Annotated in this window: 13 protein-coding genes; 8 read left to right on the forward strand and 5 right to left on the reverse strand. The window is 63.4% G+C overall.

Going from position 1 to position 18519, the window contains the following annotated elements:
* Window positions 1–44 precede the first annotated feature (44 nt).
* Together rfbC and rfbA are read right to left on the reverse strand one after the other, a co-directional pair.
* A complete protein-coding gene (gene rfbC / locus R1101_RS0100155; RefSeq protein ID WP_016931466.1) occupies window positions 45–647 on the reverse strand; it encodes a dTDP-4-dehydrorhamnose 3,5-epimerase in 603 nt (200 codons plus the stop codon).
* Window positions 648–1523 (reverse strand): glucose-1-phosphate thymidylyltransferase RfbA, encoded by an 876-nt coding sequence (rfbA, locus tag R1101_RS0100160; protein ID WP_016931467.1) that lies wholly within the window; start codon window positions 1521–1523, stop codon window positions 648–650. It abuts the gene before it with no gap.
* Between the two features lie 33 nt (window positions 1524–1556).
* Between rfbA and rfbB the strand changes: the two genes are divergently transcribed.
* The 3 genes from rfbB to R1101_RS0100175 all read left to right on the forward strand — a co-directional run bounded on the left by rfbB (window position 1557) and on the right by R1101_RS0100175 (window position 6121).
* Window positions 1557–2564, forward strand: coding sequence for a dTDP-glucose 4,6-dehydratase (rfbB, locus tag R1101_RS0100165; protein ID WP_016931468.1), 1008 nt, complete (start codon window positions 1557–1559; stop codon window positions 2562–2564).
* 143 nt (window positions 2565–2707) lie between these two features.
* Window positions 2708–4612 (forward strand): glycosyltransferase, encoded by a 1905-nt coding sequence (locus tag R1101_RS0100170; protein ID WP_016931469.1) that lies wholly within the window; start codon window positions 2708–2710, stop codon window positions 4610–4612.
* Window positions 4613–4615: 3 nt separating this feature from the next.
* The gene (locus R1101_RS0100175; protein WP_016931470.1) at window positions 4616–6121 is read left to right on the forward strand and encodes a glycosyltransferase family 39 protein; all 1506 of its coding nucleotides are present in this window, start codon (window positions 4616–4618) and stop codon (window positions 6119–6121) included.
* On the opposite strand, the gene wzm is transcribed toward R1101_RS0100175, so the two are convergent.
* Together wzm and R1101_RS0100185 are read right to left on the reverse strand one after the other, a co-directional pair.
* Complete coding sequence (gene wzm / locus R1101_RS0100180; RefSeq protein ID WP_016931471.1) at window positions 6109–6957, reverse strand: galactan export ABC transporter permease subunit Wzm/RfbD; 849 nt, start codon at window positions 6955–6957, stop codon at window positions 6109–6111. The two genes, R1101_RS0100175 and wzm, sit on opposite strands and share 13 nt — an antisense overlap.
* A gap of 131 nt (window positions 6958–7088) precedes the next feature.
* Window positions 7089–7502: a DUF2628 domain-containing protein gene (locus R1101_RS0100185; protein WP_016931472.1), complete on the reverse strand. Its 414-nt coding sequence runs from the start codon at window positions 7500–7502 to the stop codon at window positions 7089–7091.
* A 313-nt stretch (window positions 7503–7815) separates the two neighbouring features.
* Here R1101_RS0100185 and R1101_RS0100190 point away from each other — a divergent pair, with 313 nt between their 5' ends.
* Genes R1101_RS0100190 through R1101_RS0100205 form a run of 4 tightly spaced genes read left to right on the forward strand, consistent with a single transcriptional unit; the run spans window position 7816 to window position 12000 of the window.
* Window positions 7816–9363 (forward strand): type I restriction-modification system subunit M, encoded by a 1548-nt coding sequence (locus R1101_RS0100190; protein ID WP_016931473.1) that lies wholly within the window; start codon window positions 7816–7818, stop codon window positions 9361–9363.
* Window positions 9360–10469, forward strand: a complete 1110-nt coding sequence (locus tag R1101_RS0100195) for a restriction endonuclease subunit S (RefSeq protein WP_081494008.1) — start codon at window positions 9360–9362, stop codon at window positions 10467–10469. Before R1101_RS0100190 ends, R1101_RS0100195 begins: the two co-directional genes overlap by 4 nt.
* Window positions 10466–11404, forward strand: coding sequence for a restriction endonuclease (locus R1101_RS0100200; protein WP_232284634.1), 939 nt, complete (start codon window positions 10466–10468; stop codon window positions 11402–11404). The genes R1101_RS0100195 and R1101_RS0100200 overlap by 4 nt, the downstream gene beginning before the upstream one ends.
* Before the next feature lie 11 nt (window positions 11405–11415).
* Window positions 11416–12000 (forward strand): hypothetical protein, encoded by a 585-nt coding sequence (locus tag R1101_RS0100205; RefSeq protein ID WP_016931476.1) that lies wholly within the window; start codon window positions 11416–11418, stop codon window positions 11998–12000.
* Between the two features lie 1567 nt (window positions 12001–13567).
* On the opposite strand, the gene R1101_RS0100210 is transcribed toward R1101_RS0100205, so the two are convergent.
* A complete protein-coding gene (locus R1101_RS0100210; protein ID WP_232284635.1) occupies window positions 13568–14608 on the reverse strand; it encodes a Fic family protein in 1041 nt (346 codons plus the stop codon).
* Window positions 14609–15068: 460 nt separating this feature from the next.
* On the opposite strand from R1101_RS0100210, the gene R1101_RS0100215 reads away from it, so the two are divergent.
* Complete coding sequence (locus R1101_RS0100215) at window positions 15069–18509, forward strand: DEAD/DEAH box helicase family protein (protein WP_016931478.1); 3441 nt, start codon at window positions 15069–15071, stop codon at window positions 18507–18509.
* The last annotated feature ends 10 nt before the right edge of the window (window positions 18510–18519 follow it).

An 18519-nucleotide genomic window follows, 5' to 3' on the forward strand; every position in this document is an offset into this window, starting at 1 on the left:
GGCAAGGGCGCACTGTGAGAGCTATCGACAAGCGGGCCGGGATGTTACAAACCGTTACTCGTTCCCTGGAAGTGCGGGAGACGACCCGCGTCGCGGGCGTCGGCCAGGGTGGGTGCCGCCCGGTCCTTCGCCGACAGTTCGTAGGTCAGCGACCTGCCGTCAGGTCCCGTTGTCGGCCAATCGATCCCGATCTCCGGATCGAGCGGGTTCACCTCGTGCTCGCGGTCGGGGTTGTAGCCCGTCGAGCACAGGTAGACGACGGTCGAGTTGTCCTCGAGGGCAAGGAAACCGTGACCGAGGCCCTCGGAGAGGAAGATCGCGCGTCGGTCCTTGGTGTCGAGCAGCACCGAATCCCACTGCCCGAAGGTCGGCGACCCCACCCGCAGGTCGACGACGACGTCGAGCACCGACCCCGACACACACGTGACGTACTTCGCCTGTCCCGGAGGCACATCCGCGTAATGGATGCCGCGCAGCACACCGGCGGCGGAGACCGAGCAGTTCCCCTGCGCCAGCTCCAAGGGGCGGCCGGCGGCGTCGGTGAAACTGTCCTGCTTGAACCATTCGAGGAACACACCCCGGTCGTCGCCGAACTGTTTCGGCGTGACCTCCCACGCCCCGGCGACCTTCAGTTCGCGGTAGTGCACCTAGCGGTCCTTTCCTCGTTCGAGCAGATCGAGCAGGTAGCTGCCGTAGCCCGACTTCACCAGCGGCTCGGCCGCGGCGCGCAGTTGCTCGTCGTCGATGAACCCGAGGCGCCACGCGACCTCCTCGGGCGCACCGATCTTCAATCCCTGACGTTGTTCGATGGTGCGCACGAAGTTCGACGCGTCGAGCAGCGAGTCGAAGGTGCCGGTGTCGAGCCAGGCGGTACCGCGCGGCAGCACCTCGACCTGCAATTTCCCCGCTTCGAGGTAGGTGCGGTTGACGTCGGTGATCTCCAGTTCGCCGCGCGCCGACGGCTTCAATCCTCGGGCGATCCCGACGACGTCGTTGTCGTAGAAGTACAGCCCCGGCACCGCGAAGTGCGACTTCGGGTCGTCGGGTTTCTCCTCGAGCGACAGGGCGCGGCCGGTGGAGTCGAATTCGATCACGCCGTAGGCCGACGGGTCGGATACCCGGTACGCGAACACCGCACCGCCGTCGATGTGGGCGAACCGTGTGAGTTGGGTGCCCAGGCCGGGGCCGTAGAAGATGTTGTCGCCGAGGATCAATGCGACCGGCTCGGTGCCGATGTGACCGGCGCCGAGGACGAACGCCTGCGCCAGCCCGTCGGGCGACTGCTGAATCGTGTAGGTGATGTTCACCCCGAACTGCGAGCCGTCGCCGAGCAACCAGCGGAACTGCTCGGCGTCGTGCGGGGTGGTGATCACGAGGATGTCGCGGATCCCGGCGAGCATGAGCGTCGACAGCGGGTAGTAGACCATCGGCTTGTCGTAGACGGGCACGAGCTGCTTGCTCACGCCCTGGGTGATCGGATGCAGACGCGAGCCCGTCCCACCCGCGAGGATGATTCCGCGCATGCCGGACAGTCTCGCATGAGTAGGCTTGCGCCAATGAGGCTGCTCGTCACCGGTGGTGCCGGTTTCATCGGCGCGAACTTCGTCCACCAGACCGTCGCGGAACGACCGGACGTGCAGGTCACCGTGCTCGACAAGCTCACCTACGCCGGCAACCGCGCCTCCCTCGACCCTGTCGCCGAGAAGATCACCTTCGTCGAAGGTGACATCGCCGATGCCGACCTCGTGCACCGGCTCGTCGCCGAGACCGATCTGGTGGTGCACTTCGCCGCCGAATCCCACAACGACAACTCGCTGGCGAATCCGGGACCGTTCGTGCAGACGAATCTGGTGGGCACCTTCACCCTGCTCGAGGCCGTCCGCAGGTACGACGTGCGTTATCACCACATCTCCACCGACGAGGTCTACGGCGACCTGCCGCTGAACGATCCGATCAAGTTCACCGAGACCACCGCCTACAATCCGTCGAGCCCCTATTCGTCGACGAAGGCCGGCTCGGATCTGCTGGTGCGCGCCTGGGTGCGTTCGTTCGGCGTCCGCGCGACCATCTCGAACTGCTCGAACAACTACGGCCCCTATCAGCACGTGGAGAAGTTCATCCCCCGCCAGATCACGAACGTGCTCACCGGCGTGCGGCCGAAGCTCTACGGCACCGGCACCAACGTGCGCGACTGGATCCACGTCGACGACCACAACAGCGCGGTGTGGACGATTATCGACGAGGGGGCTATCGGCGAGACCTACCTGATCGGCGCCGACGGGGAGACCGACAACCGCACCGTCGTCGAAACCGTTCTCGAGCTGTGCGGCCGGGACCGCAGCGAGTTCGATTTCGTCACCGACCGCCCCGGCCACGACCTGCGCTACGCCATCGACGCGACCCGCCTGCGCACCGAATTGGGCTGGGAGCCCCGCTACCGCGACTTCCGTGAGGGGCTGGCCGCGACCATCGACTGGTACCGCGCCAACGAGCAGTGGTGGACACCACAGAAACAGGCCACCGAGGCCGCCTACAGGCGCGTCGAACGCGTTCTGGGCGGATAACCCGCGCCGTTCGGGGCGGTCCCGGCACAATTCGCGAATGGGTCGAAACACCGGTACACGACGCACGCAACCGTGGAGCTCCTGTTTCCGCTGCTACTGTCGCATCGAAAACAGCGGATCGACCACGAGCGGGGAGTAGCCCGATGGAGCAGGCAGCTGCCGGCGACACAAGCACGATCGGACATGAGGCGGACACACTGGACGAGGTTCTCACCGAACCGGTGCGCCGCGACCGGCTGATCGTCCAGCGCGGCGTCTTCGCATCTCTGTCGCCGCGCGTGCCGGAGAAGATGTACGTCCACACGAAGGGTGGCGCGGCGTCCGACCGCTACGGGCTGCAGCTCGCCGACGGCGCGACCGCCCACACCAACACCTATTTCGGCCGCTTTCCCGCGACGTTCTGGCAGCGCTGGACCGACGTGAAGACCGTGAACCTGCAGCTCACCTACGGCTGCTCCGGTACGGCTGAGTTCACCGTGTGGGCGTCCGATGCACGCGGACGCGAGCGGATCGTGACGGTCGAGACGGTGTCGGGTTCGGGCGAGCTCGACCTCGAGTTGCCGATCGAGCGGTTCGTCGACGGTGGTGCGATGTGGTTCGCCGTCGATGCCGGCAACGGGTCGGTGCTCGTCTCCGATGCACGCTGGACGGTGGCCGCCCCCGAGCATCTGCGTCCCGCGGCCGTGGTCATCTGCACGTTCAACCGCGCCGACGACTGCACCGTCACCGTCGGCACCCTTGCCTCGGACGACGGGGCGATGGCCGACATCGAAGCGGTGTGCATCGTCGACCAGGGCACCGATCAGGTGCGCTCGCGTTCGGCGTTCGCGGAGGTCGCCGACAAGCTCGGCGACAAGCTCATCTACCTGACCCAGCCGAATCTCGGTGGCGCGGGTGGTTTCTCGCGTGGCATGTACGAGATCACCGGTTCCGCCAAGGCCGAGCACGCCAACGTCATCGTCATGGACGACGACATCCTGTGCGAACCCGAATCGGTGTTGCGTCTCAACGCTTTCGCGAACATGACGGTGCAGCCGACGATCGTCGGCGCCCAGATGCTGTCGCTGAGCAATCCCCAGGTCCTGCACGTCTCGGCCGAGCGTGAGGTGCTCGACGAGATCACCGCCGGCGCACTGACTCCGGGTGCACGCATGGGTATCGACCTCGTGAAGAAGAAGCAGGACATGCGTTTCGACGCCGGCTGGAACGGCTGGTGGACCTGCCTGCTGCCCGCCGAGATCATCGCCGACTGCGGTCTGCCCATCCCGCTGTTCTTCCAGTGGGACGACATCGAATACGGCATCCGTGCCCGGTACGCCGGTCACCCCACGGTCACCCTGCCCAATGCGGGTGTGTGGCATGCCGACTTCTATCTGAAGGACTACGACGACTGGGCGCGCTATTTCAGCATCCGCAACGGTCTGATCGTCTCGTCCATCTACGGGCGCTTCGACGGTAACGACATGTCGAAGTACCTGTTCCGCAAGATCAGCGAACTCATCGTCTCGATGCAGTACGGTCTCGCCGCGACCTTCATCAAGGCCGCGGAGGACTTCCTCGCCGGACCGGACCTCCTCTACGACGGCGGCCAGTCCGTGCTGAAGGAACTGCGCGAACTGCGCGACCGCTATCCCGAGACGAAGCCGCTTCCGGCCGCGCAGGTGGGCAAGGAATCCGATCCGCACACGCAGATGTCGGTCTGGCAGTTCGAGCCCGACAAGAAGCGCGAGGGCCTGGTGCTGCTCAAGCGTGCCGTGCAGCAGTTCGCCGGCAAGGTCGACCGCCGGACGGTCACCGTTCCCGCTCACTTCGCATCGTGGTGGCACGTGTCGTTGTTCGACAAGGCCGTCGTCACCGACGCCTCGCAGAACGCCGTGCGGGTGCGTCACCGCGACAAGGACACCGCCGTCGACCTCGCGAAGCAGGCCGCGAAGGTGTGCTGGCAGCTCCGCAAGGAAGCGCCCCGGATGAAGACGGTCTGGCAGGAAGCGCTCCCCAAGCTCACGAGCCGCGAGAACTGGGCGCGCCTGTACGGCATCGACGGGTAAACCGTGAGGGCATGGTCGCTTCCCCTGCTGATCGGGGTTGCGACCGTGCTCGTCGCAGGGGCGTTCTCGTGGGTCCCCTCGCTGTGGTGGGACGAGGCCGCCACCATCTCGAGTGCCGACCGGTCGGTCGAGGGGATGCTCCGCGTCCACACCCGGATCGACGCCGTCCACGGCCTGCACAATCTGCTGCTGCACTACTGGTTCTCCCTCGTGGGCGTCGACGAGTTCACCGCCCGCCTGCCCGGTGTGCTCGCGCTCGGGGTGGGTGCCGCAGCCGTCACGGCGACCGGCCAGGTGCTGGCGGGTCGTCGCGTGGGGATCGCCGCCGGGGTGCTGTTCGCGCTGTCGCCGCGGGTGACCTGGGCGGCCACCGAAGCGCGGTCCTATGCCTTCGCGGCGGCGCTGGTCGCGGTGTTGTCGCTGCTGGTCGCGCTCGGGTGCACGACCGGCCGTAGACGGTGGTGGGCGCTGTACGCACTCGTCCTGCCGATAACGACGGTGATGTTCGTGTACTGCGCGACGGTCGTCGTCGCGCACGCCGTCACCGTGGCCGCACGTGGCCGTGAACGCGGCGCGTTCCTGCTGTCCGCCGGAGTGGGTGGCGCGTTGTCGGTGCCGTTCGTGCTGCTCGCGTATTCGCAGGCCGAGCAGGTCGCGTGGATTCCTCCGCTCGATTCGACGATCGTCCGCACGATCGTCCTCGATCAGTGGTTCCCGCAGGCCCCGTGGACGGCTGCGTTGTTCGCCGCGCTCACCGTCGCCGCAGTGGTCGCCGCGCGTCGTCGTGGCGTGGACGCGGGGGAGCGCACCCTACTCTGGCTCGCGGTACCGGGCTTCGCCGTACCGATGGTGCTGCTGCTCGGCTACTCCCTGCTGGGCGACAACATGTACCTCGAGCGTTATCTGTCCTTCACCGTCCCCGCGATGGTGCTGCTGGTGGGCTGGGCCGCAGCCACCCTCGCGACGCGTTGGTGGTCGACGCTGGCGGTGCTGACCGCCGTCGCCGTCAGCGTCGCCCCCGCCTACGTGCAGCAGCGACAACCGTTCGGCAAACCCGGCGGGATGGACTACAGCGCGATCGCCGACCGGCTCATTGCTCGTTCCGAACCCGGCGACTGCGTCGCTTTCGAACCACGCGTCTCGTGGGCGCCGACGTCGTTGCGCGCGGTCGTCGACGCCCGGCCCGACGCGGTGGAGGGCCTCGACGATGTGGGGCTGGGAGACGACGCCGTCGACCGCGTCAACCTGTGGTCGACCGACGCCCCACCTTCGGAACTCGCCCGACGCGCGGCCGCCCGATGCGAAGTGCTGTGGGTGATCGCCGACGGCGAGCGCGAGACCGGTTTCCGGGTGTGGCACCCGAACAACGTGTGGTGGCGGTTCGATCCCCACCGGTTCACCGAGACGGACACCTACCGGGAGCTCGGGGCCGTCGGTTTCCGCATCACCGACCGGGAGCCGATCAACCGCTCACAGTTGATCCGGCTCGAACCGGTTCAGACCCAGTAGGCGACACGCGAGCGGTAGTTGCGCATGGCGAGCAGGGCCACACCCCAGCCGACGACGGTGATGATCAGGACGATCACCCAGTGGTAGAGCTGCTGGTCGCCGCCGAGCAGCGGAGTCCGCACGATGTCGAGGAAGTGGTACAGCGGGTTGAGCTCGGCGATCCGCGCCCGGCCCTCGTTGCCGGTGCCCTCGAGCGTCTTCTCCGTCCAGATGATCGGCGTCATGAAGAACAGCAGCTGGACGATGCTGCCGAGCAGCGGCGCGATGTCGCGGTAGCGCGTGGCGAGGATGCCGAACACCAGCGACACCCACACCGCGTTGATCGCGATCAACGCCAGCGCCGGGATGGCGAGGAATGCCGTCCAGTACAGCTGACGGGGGAAGACGATGAGGATGCCGATGTAGATGACGATGTTGTGCGCGAACAGGATCATCTGCCGCCACACCAGCCGGTAGACGTGCACACTCAACGGCGTCGGCAGCTGTTTGATCAGGCCCTCGTTCGACATGAACACGTCCGAGCCCTCAAGGATCGAACCGCTGATCAGGTTCCAGATGATGAAGCCGAGCGCGACGTACGGCAGGAACTCCGGGACATCGAGATTGAACAGCGTGCCGTAGAGCACACCCATCGCGATCGCCGACACACCCGTGGCGATCGTGATCCAGAACGGGCCGAGCACCGACCGGCGGTAGCGCTGCTTGATGTCCTGCCAGCCGAGCAGCAACCACAGTTCGCGGTGGTTGAAGCCTTCGCGCAGATCCTGGAACGCGCGCCGGAACGAGCGTGAGGACGACTCGATGGGTTCGTCGTCGACGGTGAGGGCATCAGACACGGGTCCCGAGCCTACCCGCGGCGCAAATGTGACCTGCCGGGGCGCGGGGTGGGCGGGACTCCCGACGGATGCGCAGGTCCTGTCGATCTTGCATGATTTTCTCGACGAGACGTGCACGCCGGAGCCTGTGCCTACAGGCTCCACGTCTGCCAGCCGAGCACCCGGTTCTCGTAGTGGTAGACGTTGACGCGACTCGCGACGAAGATCCACAGGCCGAACGTGAGAGCCGTGTCGACCGCCGAGGGCAGCGCCAGCGCGGCTGTGAGGACGCCGAGTACGATACCGACGCCGAACACCACCAGCGCCTTCTTCCACAAGCGCAGGTACAACAGGTAGAAGATGCCGAAGAGGAACCCGAGCAGGTTCATGTTCAGCTTCATTCGCTGCCGCATCGGCAGGGCGCGGAAGGCCGCGGTGTACTCGGGAGACGTCTTCGTCAACCCCGGTGTGCCGTATGCGGCGAAGAATCCGAAGCGGAACCGCCACGTCTCGCTCAGACCCTCGAACCTGTCGGAGCCGGCTGCGGGCATGCTGAGGTCGGTCATGATCCCCCCGATCGTCGCGGTCGTTCCCCCTGAACGACCCGCAACAGTATGCACATCTGCCACGCGGGAAACACGATCGGGTGCAATCGAGTCCGACGTTGTTGTCGAATTCTCGGCGTTTCCTCGCACACAACGTCGGACTCGATGCCTCCCCGTCGTCCATAGATCGGAGTCGCCCAGCCGCGCACTGGCGACGAGCGCACCGGAGGTGATCACGTACTTGTTTGCTGCACCTCCCGGTGGGGACGTGTCGGCCACCTCGTCTATACAGTTCTGTTGGTCTCCTTCGAGCAGGACAAGGTGGTAGCGCCGAGTGATTACCGGTGACGTCAAGAGCAAGGTCGACGCGGTCTGGGACGCGTTCTGGACGGGTGGCATCTCCAACCCGCTCGAGGTGATGGAGCAGATCACCTATTTGCTGTTCATCAGGCGTCTCGATGACGAGCAGACTCGTGCGCTGAACAAAGCCAACATGCTCGGACGTGATCCGGAGGGCAACCCGTTCCCGATCGGCACCGACGAAGAGGGCCGCGACTACAACGACCTGCGCTGGTCGGTGTTCAAGAACATGCAGGCCGACGACATGTTCTCCACCGTCGGCGAGCGCGTCTTCCCCTTCATCAAGAACATGCGTGGTGAGGAGTCGACGTACGCGCACTTCATGAAGGATGCGCGTCTGACGATCCCGAACGCCGCGATGCTGGTGCGGGTGGTGGATCGGCTCGACAAGGTGCCGATGGAGAACCGCGACACCAAGGGCGACATCTACGAGTACCTGCTCGCCAAGATCGCCAGTGCCGGCCAGAACGGGCAGTTCCGCACGCCGCGCCACATCATCCAGTTGATGGTGGAGATGACGCAGCCCAAGCCCGGCGACCGCATCGTCGACCCCGCCTCGGGTACGTGCGGCTTCCTCGTGGCTGCCTCGGAGTACATGCGCGAGAACCATGCCGACGAGATCAACTCGGGCGCGGGTCGCGAGCAGTTCCACCACGACATGTTCCACGGCTTCGACTTCGACAACACGATGCTGCGCATCGGCTCGATGAACATGCTGTTGCACGGCATCGAACAGCCCGACGTTCGCTACCGCGATTCGCTGGCAGAGGCCAATACCGATGACGCGGGTGCCTATTCGTTGATCCTTGCGAATCCGCCGTTCGCAGGGAACCTCGATTACGAGAGCACCGCGAAGGATCTGCAGCAGATCGTCAAGACGAAGAAGACCGAACTGCTGTTCATGACACTCTTTCTTCGGTTGCTGCAGCCGGGTGGTCGCGCGGCGGTGATCGTGCCCGACGGAGTGCTGTTCGGTTCGTCGAAGGCGCACAAGACGTTACGGAAGATTCTGGTCGAGGATCACAAGCTCGACGCTGTGGTGAAGTTGCCGTCGGGTGTGTTCAAGCCGTATGCGGGTGTCTCGACGGCGATTCTCTTCTTCACGAAGACGGATTCGGGCGGCACCGACAACGTGTGGTTCTACGAGGTGCAGTCCGATGGTTACTCGTTGGACGACAAGCGCACTCCGCTGCTCGACGAGAGCAAGCTGGGTGTTCTCGCGGGTGAACTGTCCGACGACGAGCACGCGAAGAACAATCTGCCGGATGTGCTGAAGCGTTGGTTCGATCGCAACGACGGTGAACTGAGCCGTGAGCGTACGGAGCAGTCGTTCTGCGTCCCCAAGGACGACATTGCGGCGCAGGACTACGACCTGTCACTGAACCGCTACAAGGAAATCGTCCACGAGGAAGTGGAACACCGTGCACCCGAGGAGATCCTGGACGAGCTGGACCGGCTCGAGAATGAGATCGTGGACGGGATGGCGAAGTTGCGGGAGATGCTGGCCGGGGGTGTGGAGTGAGCGCGTGGGCAAAAGTTAAGCTTGGTGAGATCTGCGAGTTTAAGTACGGCAAGAGTCTGCCGCAGGGGGCCAGGCAGGCTGGCGAATTTTCGGTATACGGGTCTAACGGAATCGTTGGATCCCATAGCAGATCTCTCACTACCGGGCCAACTATCGTCGTAGGCCGTAAGGGATCCCTCGGCGAAGTTAATTACTCGGAACTGCCTTGCTGGCCAATAGACACCACGTACTACGTCGATGAATCTGCGACAGACGTGAACCTGCGTTGGTTGTATCATTGTCTAGGCTCCCTCGGCTTAACGCGGCTCAACCGAGCTGCAGCGATTCCGGGGTTGAATCGCGAAGACGCGTATCGGTTGTTGGTCCTACTCCCTCCTATCGATGAGCAGCGTCGGATCGCGCAGACCCTCGACCACGCCGACACCCTCCGCGCCAAGCGCCGCGAAGCGATCGCCCGCCTCGACGAACTGACCCAAGCAATCTTCATCGACATGTTCGGTGATCCATCTGCAGATGCTGCGAAAATTGAGTGGACCACGATTGGTGCGATGCTTCAGTCCGCTCAGTATGGAACCAGCGAAAAAAGCGGTTCCGAGGGTGAGTTTCCCGTCCTTAGAATGGGAAATATTACTTATGATGGCCGGATCGACTTGTCAGATCTGAAGTACATGGACCTTCCGGCGGAAAAGGTCGCGCGGTTCACGGTGCGATCGGGTGACATTCTATTCAACCGGACCAACAGTGCTGAGCTGGTCGGCAAGACGGCAGTGTTCCGAGGTGATCGACCAGTCTCCTACGCCGGATACTTGGTGCGGTTGCGGGTGAAAGAAGGGAATTCGCCAGAGTATATCTCGTCTTTTTTGAACTCCAAGTACGGAAAAGCTGTGCTGCGAGGTATGTGCAAGAGCATCGTCGGAATGGCAAATATCAACGCGAAGGAAGTGCAGGCGATCCGGATCCCCGACGCCGATCAAGCTGTGCAGCAGCAATTTGCTGAGCGTTGTAAACGCATAGAAGACGCTCGATCACAGCACCTCTCGGCGCTGGACGATCTCAACTCGCTGTTCTTGTCTCTCCAATCCCGCGCCTTCCGGGGTGAGCTGTGACCCTGCCACAGCCAATCACCGTCCCTGTCTGGCAGCAGTTCATGCTGCCAGTGCTGAAGGTGCTGTCCGATGGCGCAGTCTGGGCTCGTCGTCCGCTGCGTGCTGCGGTGTTCGAGTACATGCAGTTAACCGAAACCCAACTTGCGGAACAGCTTCCGAGTGGACAAGGACGGGCGAACAATCGCGTAGGGTGGGCAACATCGGCTCTTGCCCGTGCCGAGGCGGTTACGAAGCCGGAGCGGGCACACTTTCAGATCACCGATGTCGGTCGTGCGCTCATCGAGCAATATCCGAACGGCTTCACGGAGAAGGAACTGCAGGCTCTCCCTGCCTATCAGGCCTACGAACCGCAGACGAGAACCCCGGCGCCCCTGGCCTCCTCGGCGGAGGTCGCCGAATCGGACCTCGATCCGGTTGAACAGATGGAAGCCGGCGAACGACGACTGCACGCTGATGTCGGCGTCGAACTCATCAAGCGACTCCGCGCACAAGCACCCGAGTTTCTCGAACACTCCGTCCTCGACCTCCTCGTGAAGATGGGCTATGGAGGCACGGAGAAACTTGTGCAGCGAATCGGTGGTAGCGGAGATGGTGGCGTTGACGGCGTCATCGACCAAGATGCACTCGGTCTCGACCGTGTCTACGTCCAAGCCAAGCGATACGCCCAAGGCAACGTGGTGCAGCGACCCGATGTCCAAGGGTTCGCCGGCGCGCTCCAGGGTGTCGGCGCGAACCGCGGAATCTTCATCACCACCAGTTTCTTTTCCCAAGGTGCGATCCAGTTCGCGAAGAACATCTCCGACTCGGCAGGCAACACCCGAATCGTGCTCATCGACGGGCAACGCCTCGCGCAACTGATGATCAAATACGGCGTCGGCGTACAGAGTGTCCGAACATTCACCATCGTCGCAGTGGACGAGGACTACTTCGAATAGCAAGGAAAACAATGGCTTTGAACCCGGCCGCCTCGGAAGAGAACTTCCGCAGGCTCGAACGCGACGAAGAGATGTTCGTGGGGTCCATCGGTCTGATCTCGGCCTACCTCGAATGCGCTTTTCCTGATCCTGCGTCCGAAGTGGTCGAGCGGTGGACGCTGAGCTGCCTGCCGTCCACCAACCGCGGCTCACGGCTGTTCACGCTCAACATCGGCCCGATGGAAGTGTTGTTCGTCGACCGAGCCGACGCTTCGGGCGACGATCTGACAGCAGAGTTCATATCGCTGTACGTGTCGCGTTCCGCGCTCGAAGAAGAGAGCGGTACGTCGATCGAGGCGCTGGAGCAGTCGGCGACGGCGGTCGAGCTGATTCCGAGTCGGCTCGCGTCGGCCGACGGGGACGCGATCCGATTGGTTGCTCATGCCGCGGACGACACTGCCGTCGCGGAACTTGATGCGCTCGTAGGCAGTGGACTTCCTATCCGTCGTTTGATGGAGAAGCTGGTGACGAAGGGGAAGGGTCCGTACGAGCAGTACCACAACCGGTGGTTCGCTGCTGCCGTGCTCGGCGAGATCGAACGAAACGCTGCGGCCTGAGAAGAGACGAAAGAAGAGGGCGTCCTGCGGTCGGCTGTGCATGACCGATCGGAGACCTTCGGGTCCCTGAGCCTGTCGTCCCCTTCCCCAAGGCTGCCCGGTCGCCATGCCCCGATAGACCGTCTCGGCCAGCACTTCTGGCCCCACGTCGCAGAGGACGTGTGGCTTGTACTGGACCCGGTCGTTCGTGTCGACCCTCACGATCGGGTGCTCCACCACCAGCTGTGGAGACGAAGGGTACTGGTGCCCAGTCGGTTTCGAACGCGAGGAATGGCACCCCGGTTCGCAGCGTCGAGCGCTGACGTCGGACTGTGGGAGACGAGCGACGAATGCGTCGATGTGCCTCGGATACCGGAACGGCCCTCGTGCACGTCGAAGCGCAGGAAACGACTCGAGCCCTCCGGCCATCACGGTCGGAGGGCTGAACAGTCAGAGCGTCGGTGATGAACCTGGTGGCCAGGTGAAGAATCGGCCGGCGCGGGCCAGCGCGCTCGCGGCTGATTGCTGATGCTCGCCTCTGGAAGGCGTGTGGATAGAATCCACCCTACGGTGCATGACAGCTCTTTCTGTCGTGTGCCCAGACCCCGGAGTGGTGTTGGTAGCACCTTCCGGGGTCGACCTATATTCAGGCCGGTGGAGGGATGATTGCATGGCCGTCGGCCACGGTCAACTCGAAACTGTTTTCGAAGGATCGGCAATGATTACCCGCAGGACTCCCTCGGCTGGCGGTCTGCGTGCACCACTGCCGTGAGCGAAGGCGCGCCTTCCGGTCGGTCCCGACGCTGTCTTGACTGTGCGCGCCCTATCTGGCAGCCAGCTCGAGGGTCAGGGCGCCGCCTCAAATAGACAATCATATACAGACTTGAGTGTCTATTTGATTGGTAGTAGTAGATGCGATGGTAGGGAACTCCTCCGAATATCGCTCTGATCTGCGAAAATATATAGAGGCAAATAGGGAATTAGAACATGCAATCCGCTACCCGCACGGACCACATCCAAGGTCAACTCGAACACGCGTTCGTCCCGAGGGTATATCAACTTTTATATGGTCAGTCCTTATAAACGATGTTCGGCCTCTGCGGCGTCGAACTCTTCGGAAACCCCCTACAACGGAGCAGGCTACTCAACAGTGTGAGCGGCCGGCTCCGAAGCAGGGTGGTCGTGCTTGCTCATCTGTCCCGGAGCGTACGACCGGAGTTTCCGCTGCAGGAGAGAAAGCGCAGTGCGACAAAGACATGCAACTTCCCTTCCCCATCGGGCTCTTGAAGCCGGGCCAGGTACGTCGTTTTCCGGGGCCACGAAAAGGGTTGACACACAAGGGGATTGTGCGGTCAAATCGAGCGTTGAGGTTCCAGAACGCTCGCTATCACTCGCCAACCGGTGCTGCCAATGCTGCGGCTGGAACCTCCAACAACGAAGGTCGGCAGAGGGAGGGATGTACTCGGACAAGGCGGTTTCCTGTCAACGTCGTTACTCCGCGGATACGTGGTGTTCCGTACGGAGTGCACTCGCCTGTACGAGAGCCGGACAGATTTGCACAACCCTCCGACAAGTTCGTGACGGCTCTCTACTTGCCGCGGGGAACCGCAGGCGCGCGACCGTGAGGTGGCGAGATTCGCGTGTCGAAACGTGTGCTGGCGAGTCGACGCTCGGCCAGCCCCACCAAGTCGAGGATCTCCCGCGCGATGTACCCGGTGGTACCGCGCTCGACGCTCTTACGGGAGAGAATGCCGGCTTCGGCGAGTTCCTCCAGGGAAGCCCGTGCCGCCGGAAACGAGACTTCGAGAATTCTCTCCACCGTTCTCGCCGTCAGAACTGGGGCCTCGGGGAGGCGATCCAGCAGTCGCGATGTAGCAGAACCTGCACGTGGTTCGGGACGCAATCCCCGTCCGGTGCGGAATGTGGTCAATCGCTCGGACCACGACGATCGAAGCTCTGCCACGTCGTCCGCCAGCTTCCGCGCCTGCTCGGTGGCGATGTGCGCGGCCTCGATGAAAAGGCTCAACCACGCGGAGACGCCCTCAATCGACTCGGAGGCGGTGGCGTCACCGAGGTATCGGTACGCGGTGAGGCCGTCGACGTACCGTTCGCTGAGGGTGGCCAGCACCAAACTGATCGGGAGTACCGCGTCGGGTGAAAGTCCGCGCCGCGCGAGAACGGTGTGGATCAACGCCCGGCCGACCCGGCCGTTGCCGTCGGTGAACGGGTGGATCGTTTCGAACTGGGCATGGATCAATCCCGCCTGCACCAGCGGTCCGTGAAGCCCGCCGTTCAGATACGCGACGAGATCCTCCATGTGGCTCGGCACCAGTTCGGGAGCCGGAGGAACGAACTCGGCATCCAGCGGATGCCAGTTCGTGCCGCCGATCCAGTTCTGGACTCGACGCAATCCGTGATGCCGTTCGTCGGGTAGCAGTGCGGCGTGGAGTGATTCGATGTCGCCGACTGTCACCGCCTCTGTGGAGACGAGTTCGTTCGAGGCGCGGCGAAGGATCGTGATGTTGTTTGCGACGAGCCGTGCTTGCGCGCTGAATCCGCGCACGTCTTCGCTCTGGGCCAATTCGGCCAATGCCACTTGCTGGGGTGACGGTGCGATTCCTTCGATCATCGAACTTGTGATCGCCTCGGACCGCAGCAGCAAACGAGACAGAGCTGCCAAGCCGGCTGCGCCCGGCCCGGTGCTGAGACTGCGGATCTCTCGCTCTGTGACCGCTGCTCGTGCAGTCACCTCCGGAGGCAACACCACCGCGCGGGTGACGAGGAGGTCCAGCTGATAGGTCTCGTAAGTGCCACCGCGGCGATCGCGTGCTACCAGACCCGATGCGAGGTCGGGCTCCCAAAAGCGCCTTCGGACGTCGGCCATGGCGGTGATATCCCTACATCGTGACGCGAGCTATCAAAGTTTGATGTATCAAAGTTTAACAGCGTGAGAGTGTGTTGAAGGTTGTGAACGGTGACGGTCCCACAGAGCATTGTCGGATCTGCCGTGTAGCGTCACCCGGCTCGACATCGATACAGGCACGATGGGTCGAACAGGCACGACCCGAGCGCGAGGAGGACCAGAGGGCATGGTGGGGAACTTCGACTTCCTTCAGGCCGAGTGGCCGCAGCTGCACGCCGAGGCGAAGAAGGCCGAGCGCGACGCCCTGTTCGACCCGCGCACCACCTGTTTCTACGCACGCCGCACCGTCGAGCTCGTCGTCAAGTGGCTGTACCGAGTCGAGGAGATCCAGGTCCCCTACAAGAGCGACCTCGCGGCTCGCCTGCACGACCCGGTCTTCAAGACGGTCGTTCCTCCGCAAGTGCTTCCGAAGATGAACCTGATCCGGGAGTACGGCAACAAGGCCGTTCACGAAGCCAAACCGGTTTCGCAGGACGTCGGTCGCCGAGTACTCGCCGAGCTCTTCCACATCCTGTCGTGGCTCGCGCGCACCTATGCCACTCAGCTCAGCAGCAAGCCGGCCCCGACCGCGCAGTTCGATCCGGCACGACTTCCCAAGCCCGGCGGTGGGGCAGTGGTGGCGAAGTCGCTGGCCCAGCTCAAGAAACTCGAAGACCAGCTCGCCGAGAAGGATCAGCAGCTCGAGGACGCCGAAGAGCAGCGTCGCCTGCTCATCGAGCAGCTCGAAGGGCGCAACGCCGAGATCGAGGCCAAAGAACTCGTCACCAAGAACCTCGAAGAGCTCGTCGCGCAGCTTCAGCAGCAGGTCGCCGAAGCGCAGGCGGCGGCTCGCGCTGTACCCGACACCCACGACTACGACGAAGCGCAGACCCGCCGCGACATCATCGACCTCCTCCTGGCCGAGGCCGGATGGTCGGACGACAGGGTGGGCAAGGAAGTGCCCGTCACCGGCATGCCCGACGGCAAGAACGGATTCGTCGACTACGTGCTGTGGAGCGCGGACGGACTGCCTCTGGCCGTCGTCGAGGCCAAGCGCACCTCGAAGGACGCTGTATCGGGCCAGCACCAGGCGAAGCTGTATGCCGACCGGCTCGAAGCGCAGTACGGACAGCGTCCGGTCATCTACTACACCAACGGTTTCGAAACCTATATCTGGGACGACCTGCACTATCCGCCGCGCCCGACCGAAGGCTTCCACACGCGCGACGAGTTGACGCTCGAGATGCAGCGCCGTCGCACCCGTAAACCGCTCGCATCCATCGAAATCCCCAAGCACATCGCCGGCCGCCCCTACCAGGAAGCGGCGTTACGACAGGTGACCGAGCACTTCGAGAACGACCGCGAGCGTGCGGCGCTGCTCGTCATGGCAACAGGGTCAGGTAAGACACGAACCGTCATCGCGCTCACCGACATGCTCATGCGCGCCAATTGGGTCAAGCGGGTGCTGTTCCTCGCCGACCGCGTTGCTCTCGTCAAGCAGGCCGTGAACGCTTTCAAGACCCACCTACCCGACTCGGCTCCCGTCAACCTGCTCACCGACAAGAACACCGAAGGCCGCGTCTACGTCGCGACCTACCCCACAATGATGGGCCTGATCAACGAAATGGAGGACGGCAAACGGCGCTTCGGCTCAGGGCATTTCGACCTCGTCGTCATCGATGAGGCACACCGCTCGGTGTACCAGAAGTACCGGCGCATCTTCGAGTACTTCGACTCGCTTCTACTCGGACTCACTGCCACTCCCAAGGACGAGGTCGACTACAACACCTACAAGTTGTTCAACCTCGAAACCGGCGTTCCCACAGGAAACTACGAACTCGACGATGCCATCGCCGACGGCTATCTCGTCCCGCCGCGCGCCGTGACGGTACCGCTCGCGTTTCCTTTGAAGGGGATCAAGCGCAGTGAGCTGTCCGAAGAAGAACGTCAGCGGTGGGAGTCCACCGACTGGGGTGACGACGCGGACGAGGACGAACTGCCGGACGCAGTAGCCGCCGAAGCGGTCAACAAGTGGCTGTTCAACACCGACACCGTCGACAAGGCACTCGAAGTGCTGATGACCCGCGGGCACAAGGTCGCGGGCGGGGATCGGCTCGGGAAGACGATCATCTTCGCGAAGAACCAGAAGCACGCCCAGTTCATCGCCGACCGCTTCGATTACAACTATCCCCAGTACAAGGGTAGTTTCGCGCGAGTCATCACGCATTCCGTCTCGCATGGGCAGGACCTGATCGACAAGTTCTCGCAACGCGATCAAGAGCCTCATATCGCGATCTCCGTCGACATGCTCGACACCGGCATCGACGTCCCTGAAGTGGTGAACCTGGTGTTCTTCAAACCGGTCCGATCGAAGTCGAAGTTCTGGCAGATGGTCGGTCGTGGCACGCGTCTGTGCCCGGACCTCTACGGCCCAGGACAGGACAAGGAAGACTTCTTCATCTTCGATCTGTGCGGCAACTTCGAGTTCTTCGAGCAGCGCCCCGACGCGGCGGAGGGGACGATGACGCGCCCCCTGTCGGCCCGGTTGTTCGAGGCGAGAACGGACATGCTCGTCGCGTTGAACAAGACCGCGGACTATCCGGCTCTGAGGACCGAGACGGCCGACCGGCTCCACCGCACCGTCCTCGGGATGAACACCGAGAACTTCTTGGTGCGGCCGCGGCGCCGCGAGGTCGAAAAGTACTCGGATCGCAGCGCGTGGGATTCGCTGAACGAGCAGAAGGCGGCGGAGATCGTCGAATCACTGGCCGATCTCCCCACCGCAGTTCGTGACAGCGACGAGATGGCCAAGCGGTTCGACCTCGTCATCCTGCGAGGGCAACTGTCGGTGCTCTACGGCGACGGTGCGCTGCCGAAGTACGAGACGCCCATCCGTGAGATCGCCGACGGATTGCTCGAGCAGCTGTCCATCCCGAAGGTAGCTGCCAAAGAGACGTTGCTCCGCGAAGTGGCGTCCGACGAATGGTGGCAGGACATCACGCCTCCGATGCTCGAATACGCCCGTAAGGAACTGCGGTCGCTCGTCGGTCTCCTGGAGAAGAAGAAGCGCACGATCGTCTACACCGACTTCCAGGACACGCTCGGTGAGGTCGTCGAACGCGCCATGCCCGAACTGCGATCGGGGACCGACACCGACCGGTTCAACGCCAAGGTGCGCGACTACCTCCGCTACCAGCCCGACAACCTGGCTTTGCAGAAACTCCGATCGGGCAAGCCTCTCACCGAAGCGGACCTGGCGTCCCTCGAGGAACTCCTCGTCCGCAGCGGAGCTGGGGAGCGCGAAGATTTCGAACGTGCGGTGGAGAACGCGAAAGGCCTCGGCCGTTTCGTGCGGTCGCTGGTGGGGCTCGACAAGCAAGCCGTGCAACAGGCCTTCGCTGATTTCCTGGAGGGCCGGACGGCCACGGCCGGCCAGATCGATTTCGTCAACCTGATCGTCGCGCACCTCACGAAGCACGGTGCCATGGATCCGGGTCTGCTGTACGAGACGCCGTTCACCGACTACGCGCCGCAGGGGCCGGATCAGGTCTTCGAACCCGAGCAGGCCCTGCGGCTCGTCCAGACCATCCGCGCGGTCAACGACTCGGCGGACGTAAGGAGCGCATAGAACCCGCGAT

It is taken from the genome of Rhodococcus sp. R1101 (assembly GCF_000278445.1).
Taxonomy (GTDB): domain Bacteria; phylum Actinomycetota; class Actinomycetes; order Mycobacteriales; family Mycobacteriaceae; genus Rhodococcus; species Rhodococcus gordoniae.

Coding starts and splice junctions, on each gene's coding strand:
- R1101_RS0100170 (WP_016931469.1), top strand. CDS start 2,708: ATGGAGCAGGCAGCTGCCGGCGACACAAGCACGATCGGACATGAGGCG.
- R1101_RS0100210 (WP_232284635.1), bottom strand. CDS start 14,608: ATGATCGAAGGAATCGCACCGTCACCCCAGCAAGTGGCATTGGCCGAA.
- rfbA (WP_016931467.1), bottom strand. CDS start 1,523: ATGCGCGGAATCATCCTCGCGGGTGGGACGGGCTCGCGTCTGCATCCG.
- rfbB (WP_016931468.1), top strand. CDS start 1,557: ATGAGGCTGCTCGTCACCGGTGGTGCCGGTTTCATCGGCGCGAACTTC.
- R1101_RS0100205 (WP_016931476.1), top strand. CDS start 11,416: ATGGCTTTGAACCCGGCCGCCTCGGAAGAGAACTTCCGCAGGCTCGAA.
- R1101_RS0100215 (WP_016931478.1), top strand. CDS start 15,069: ATGGTGGGGAACTTCGACTTCCTTCAGGCCGAGTGGCCGCAGCTGCAC.
- R1101_RS0100185 (WP_016931472.1), bottom strand. CDS start 7,502: ATGACCGACCTCAGCATGCCCGCAGCCGGCTCCGACAGGTTCGAGGGT.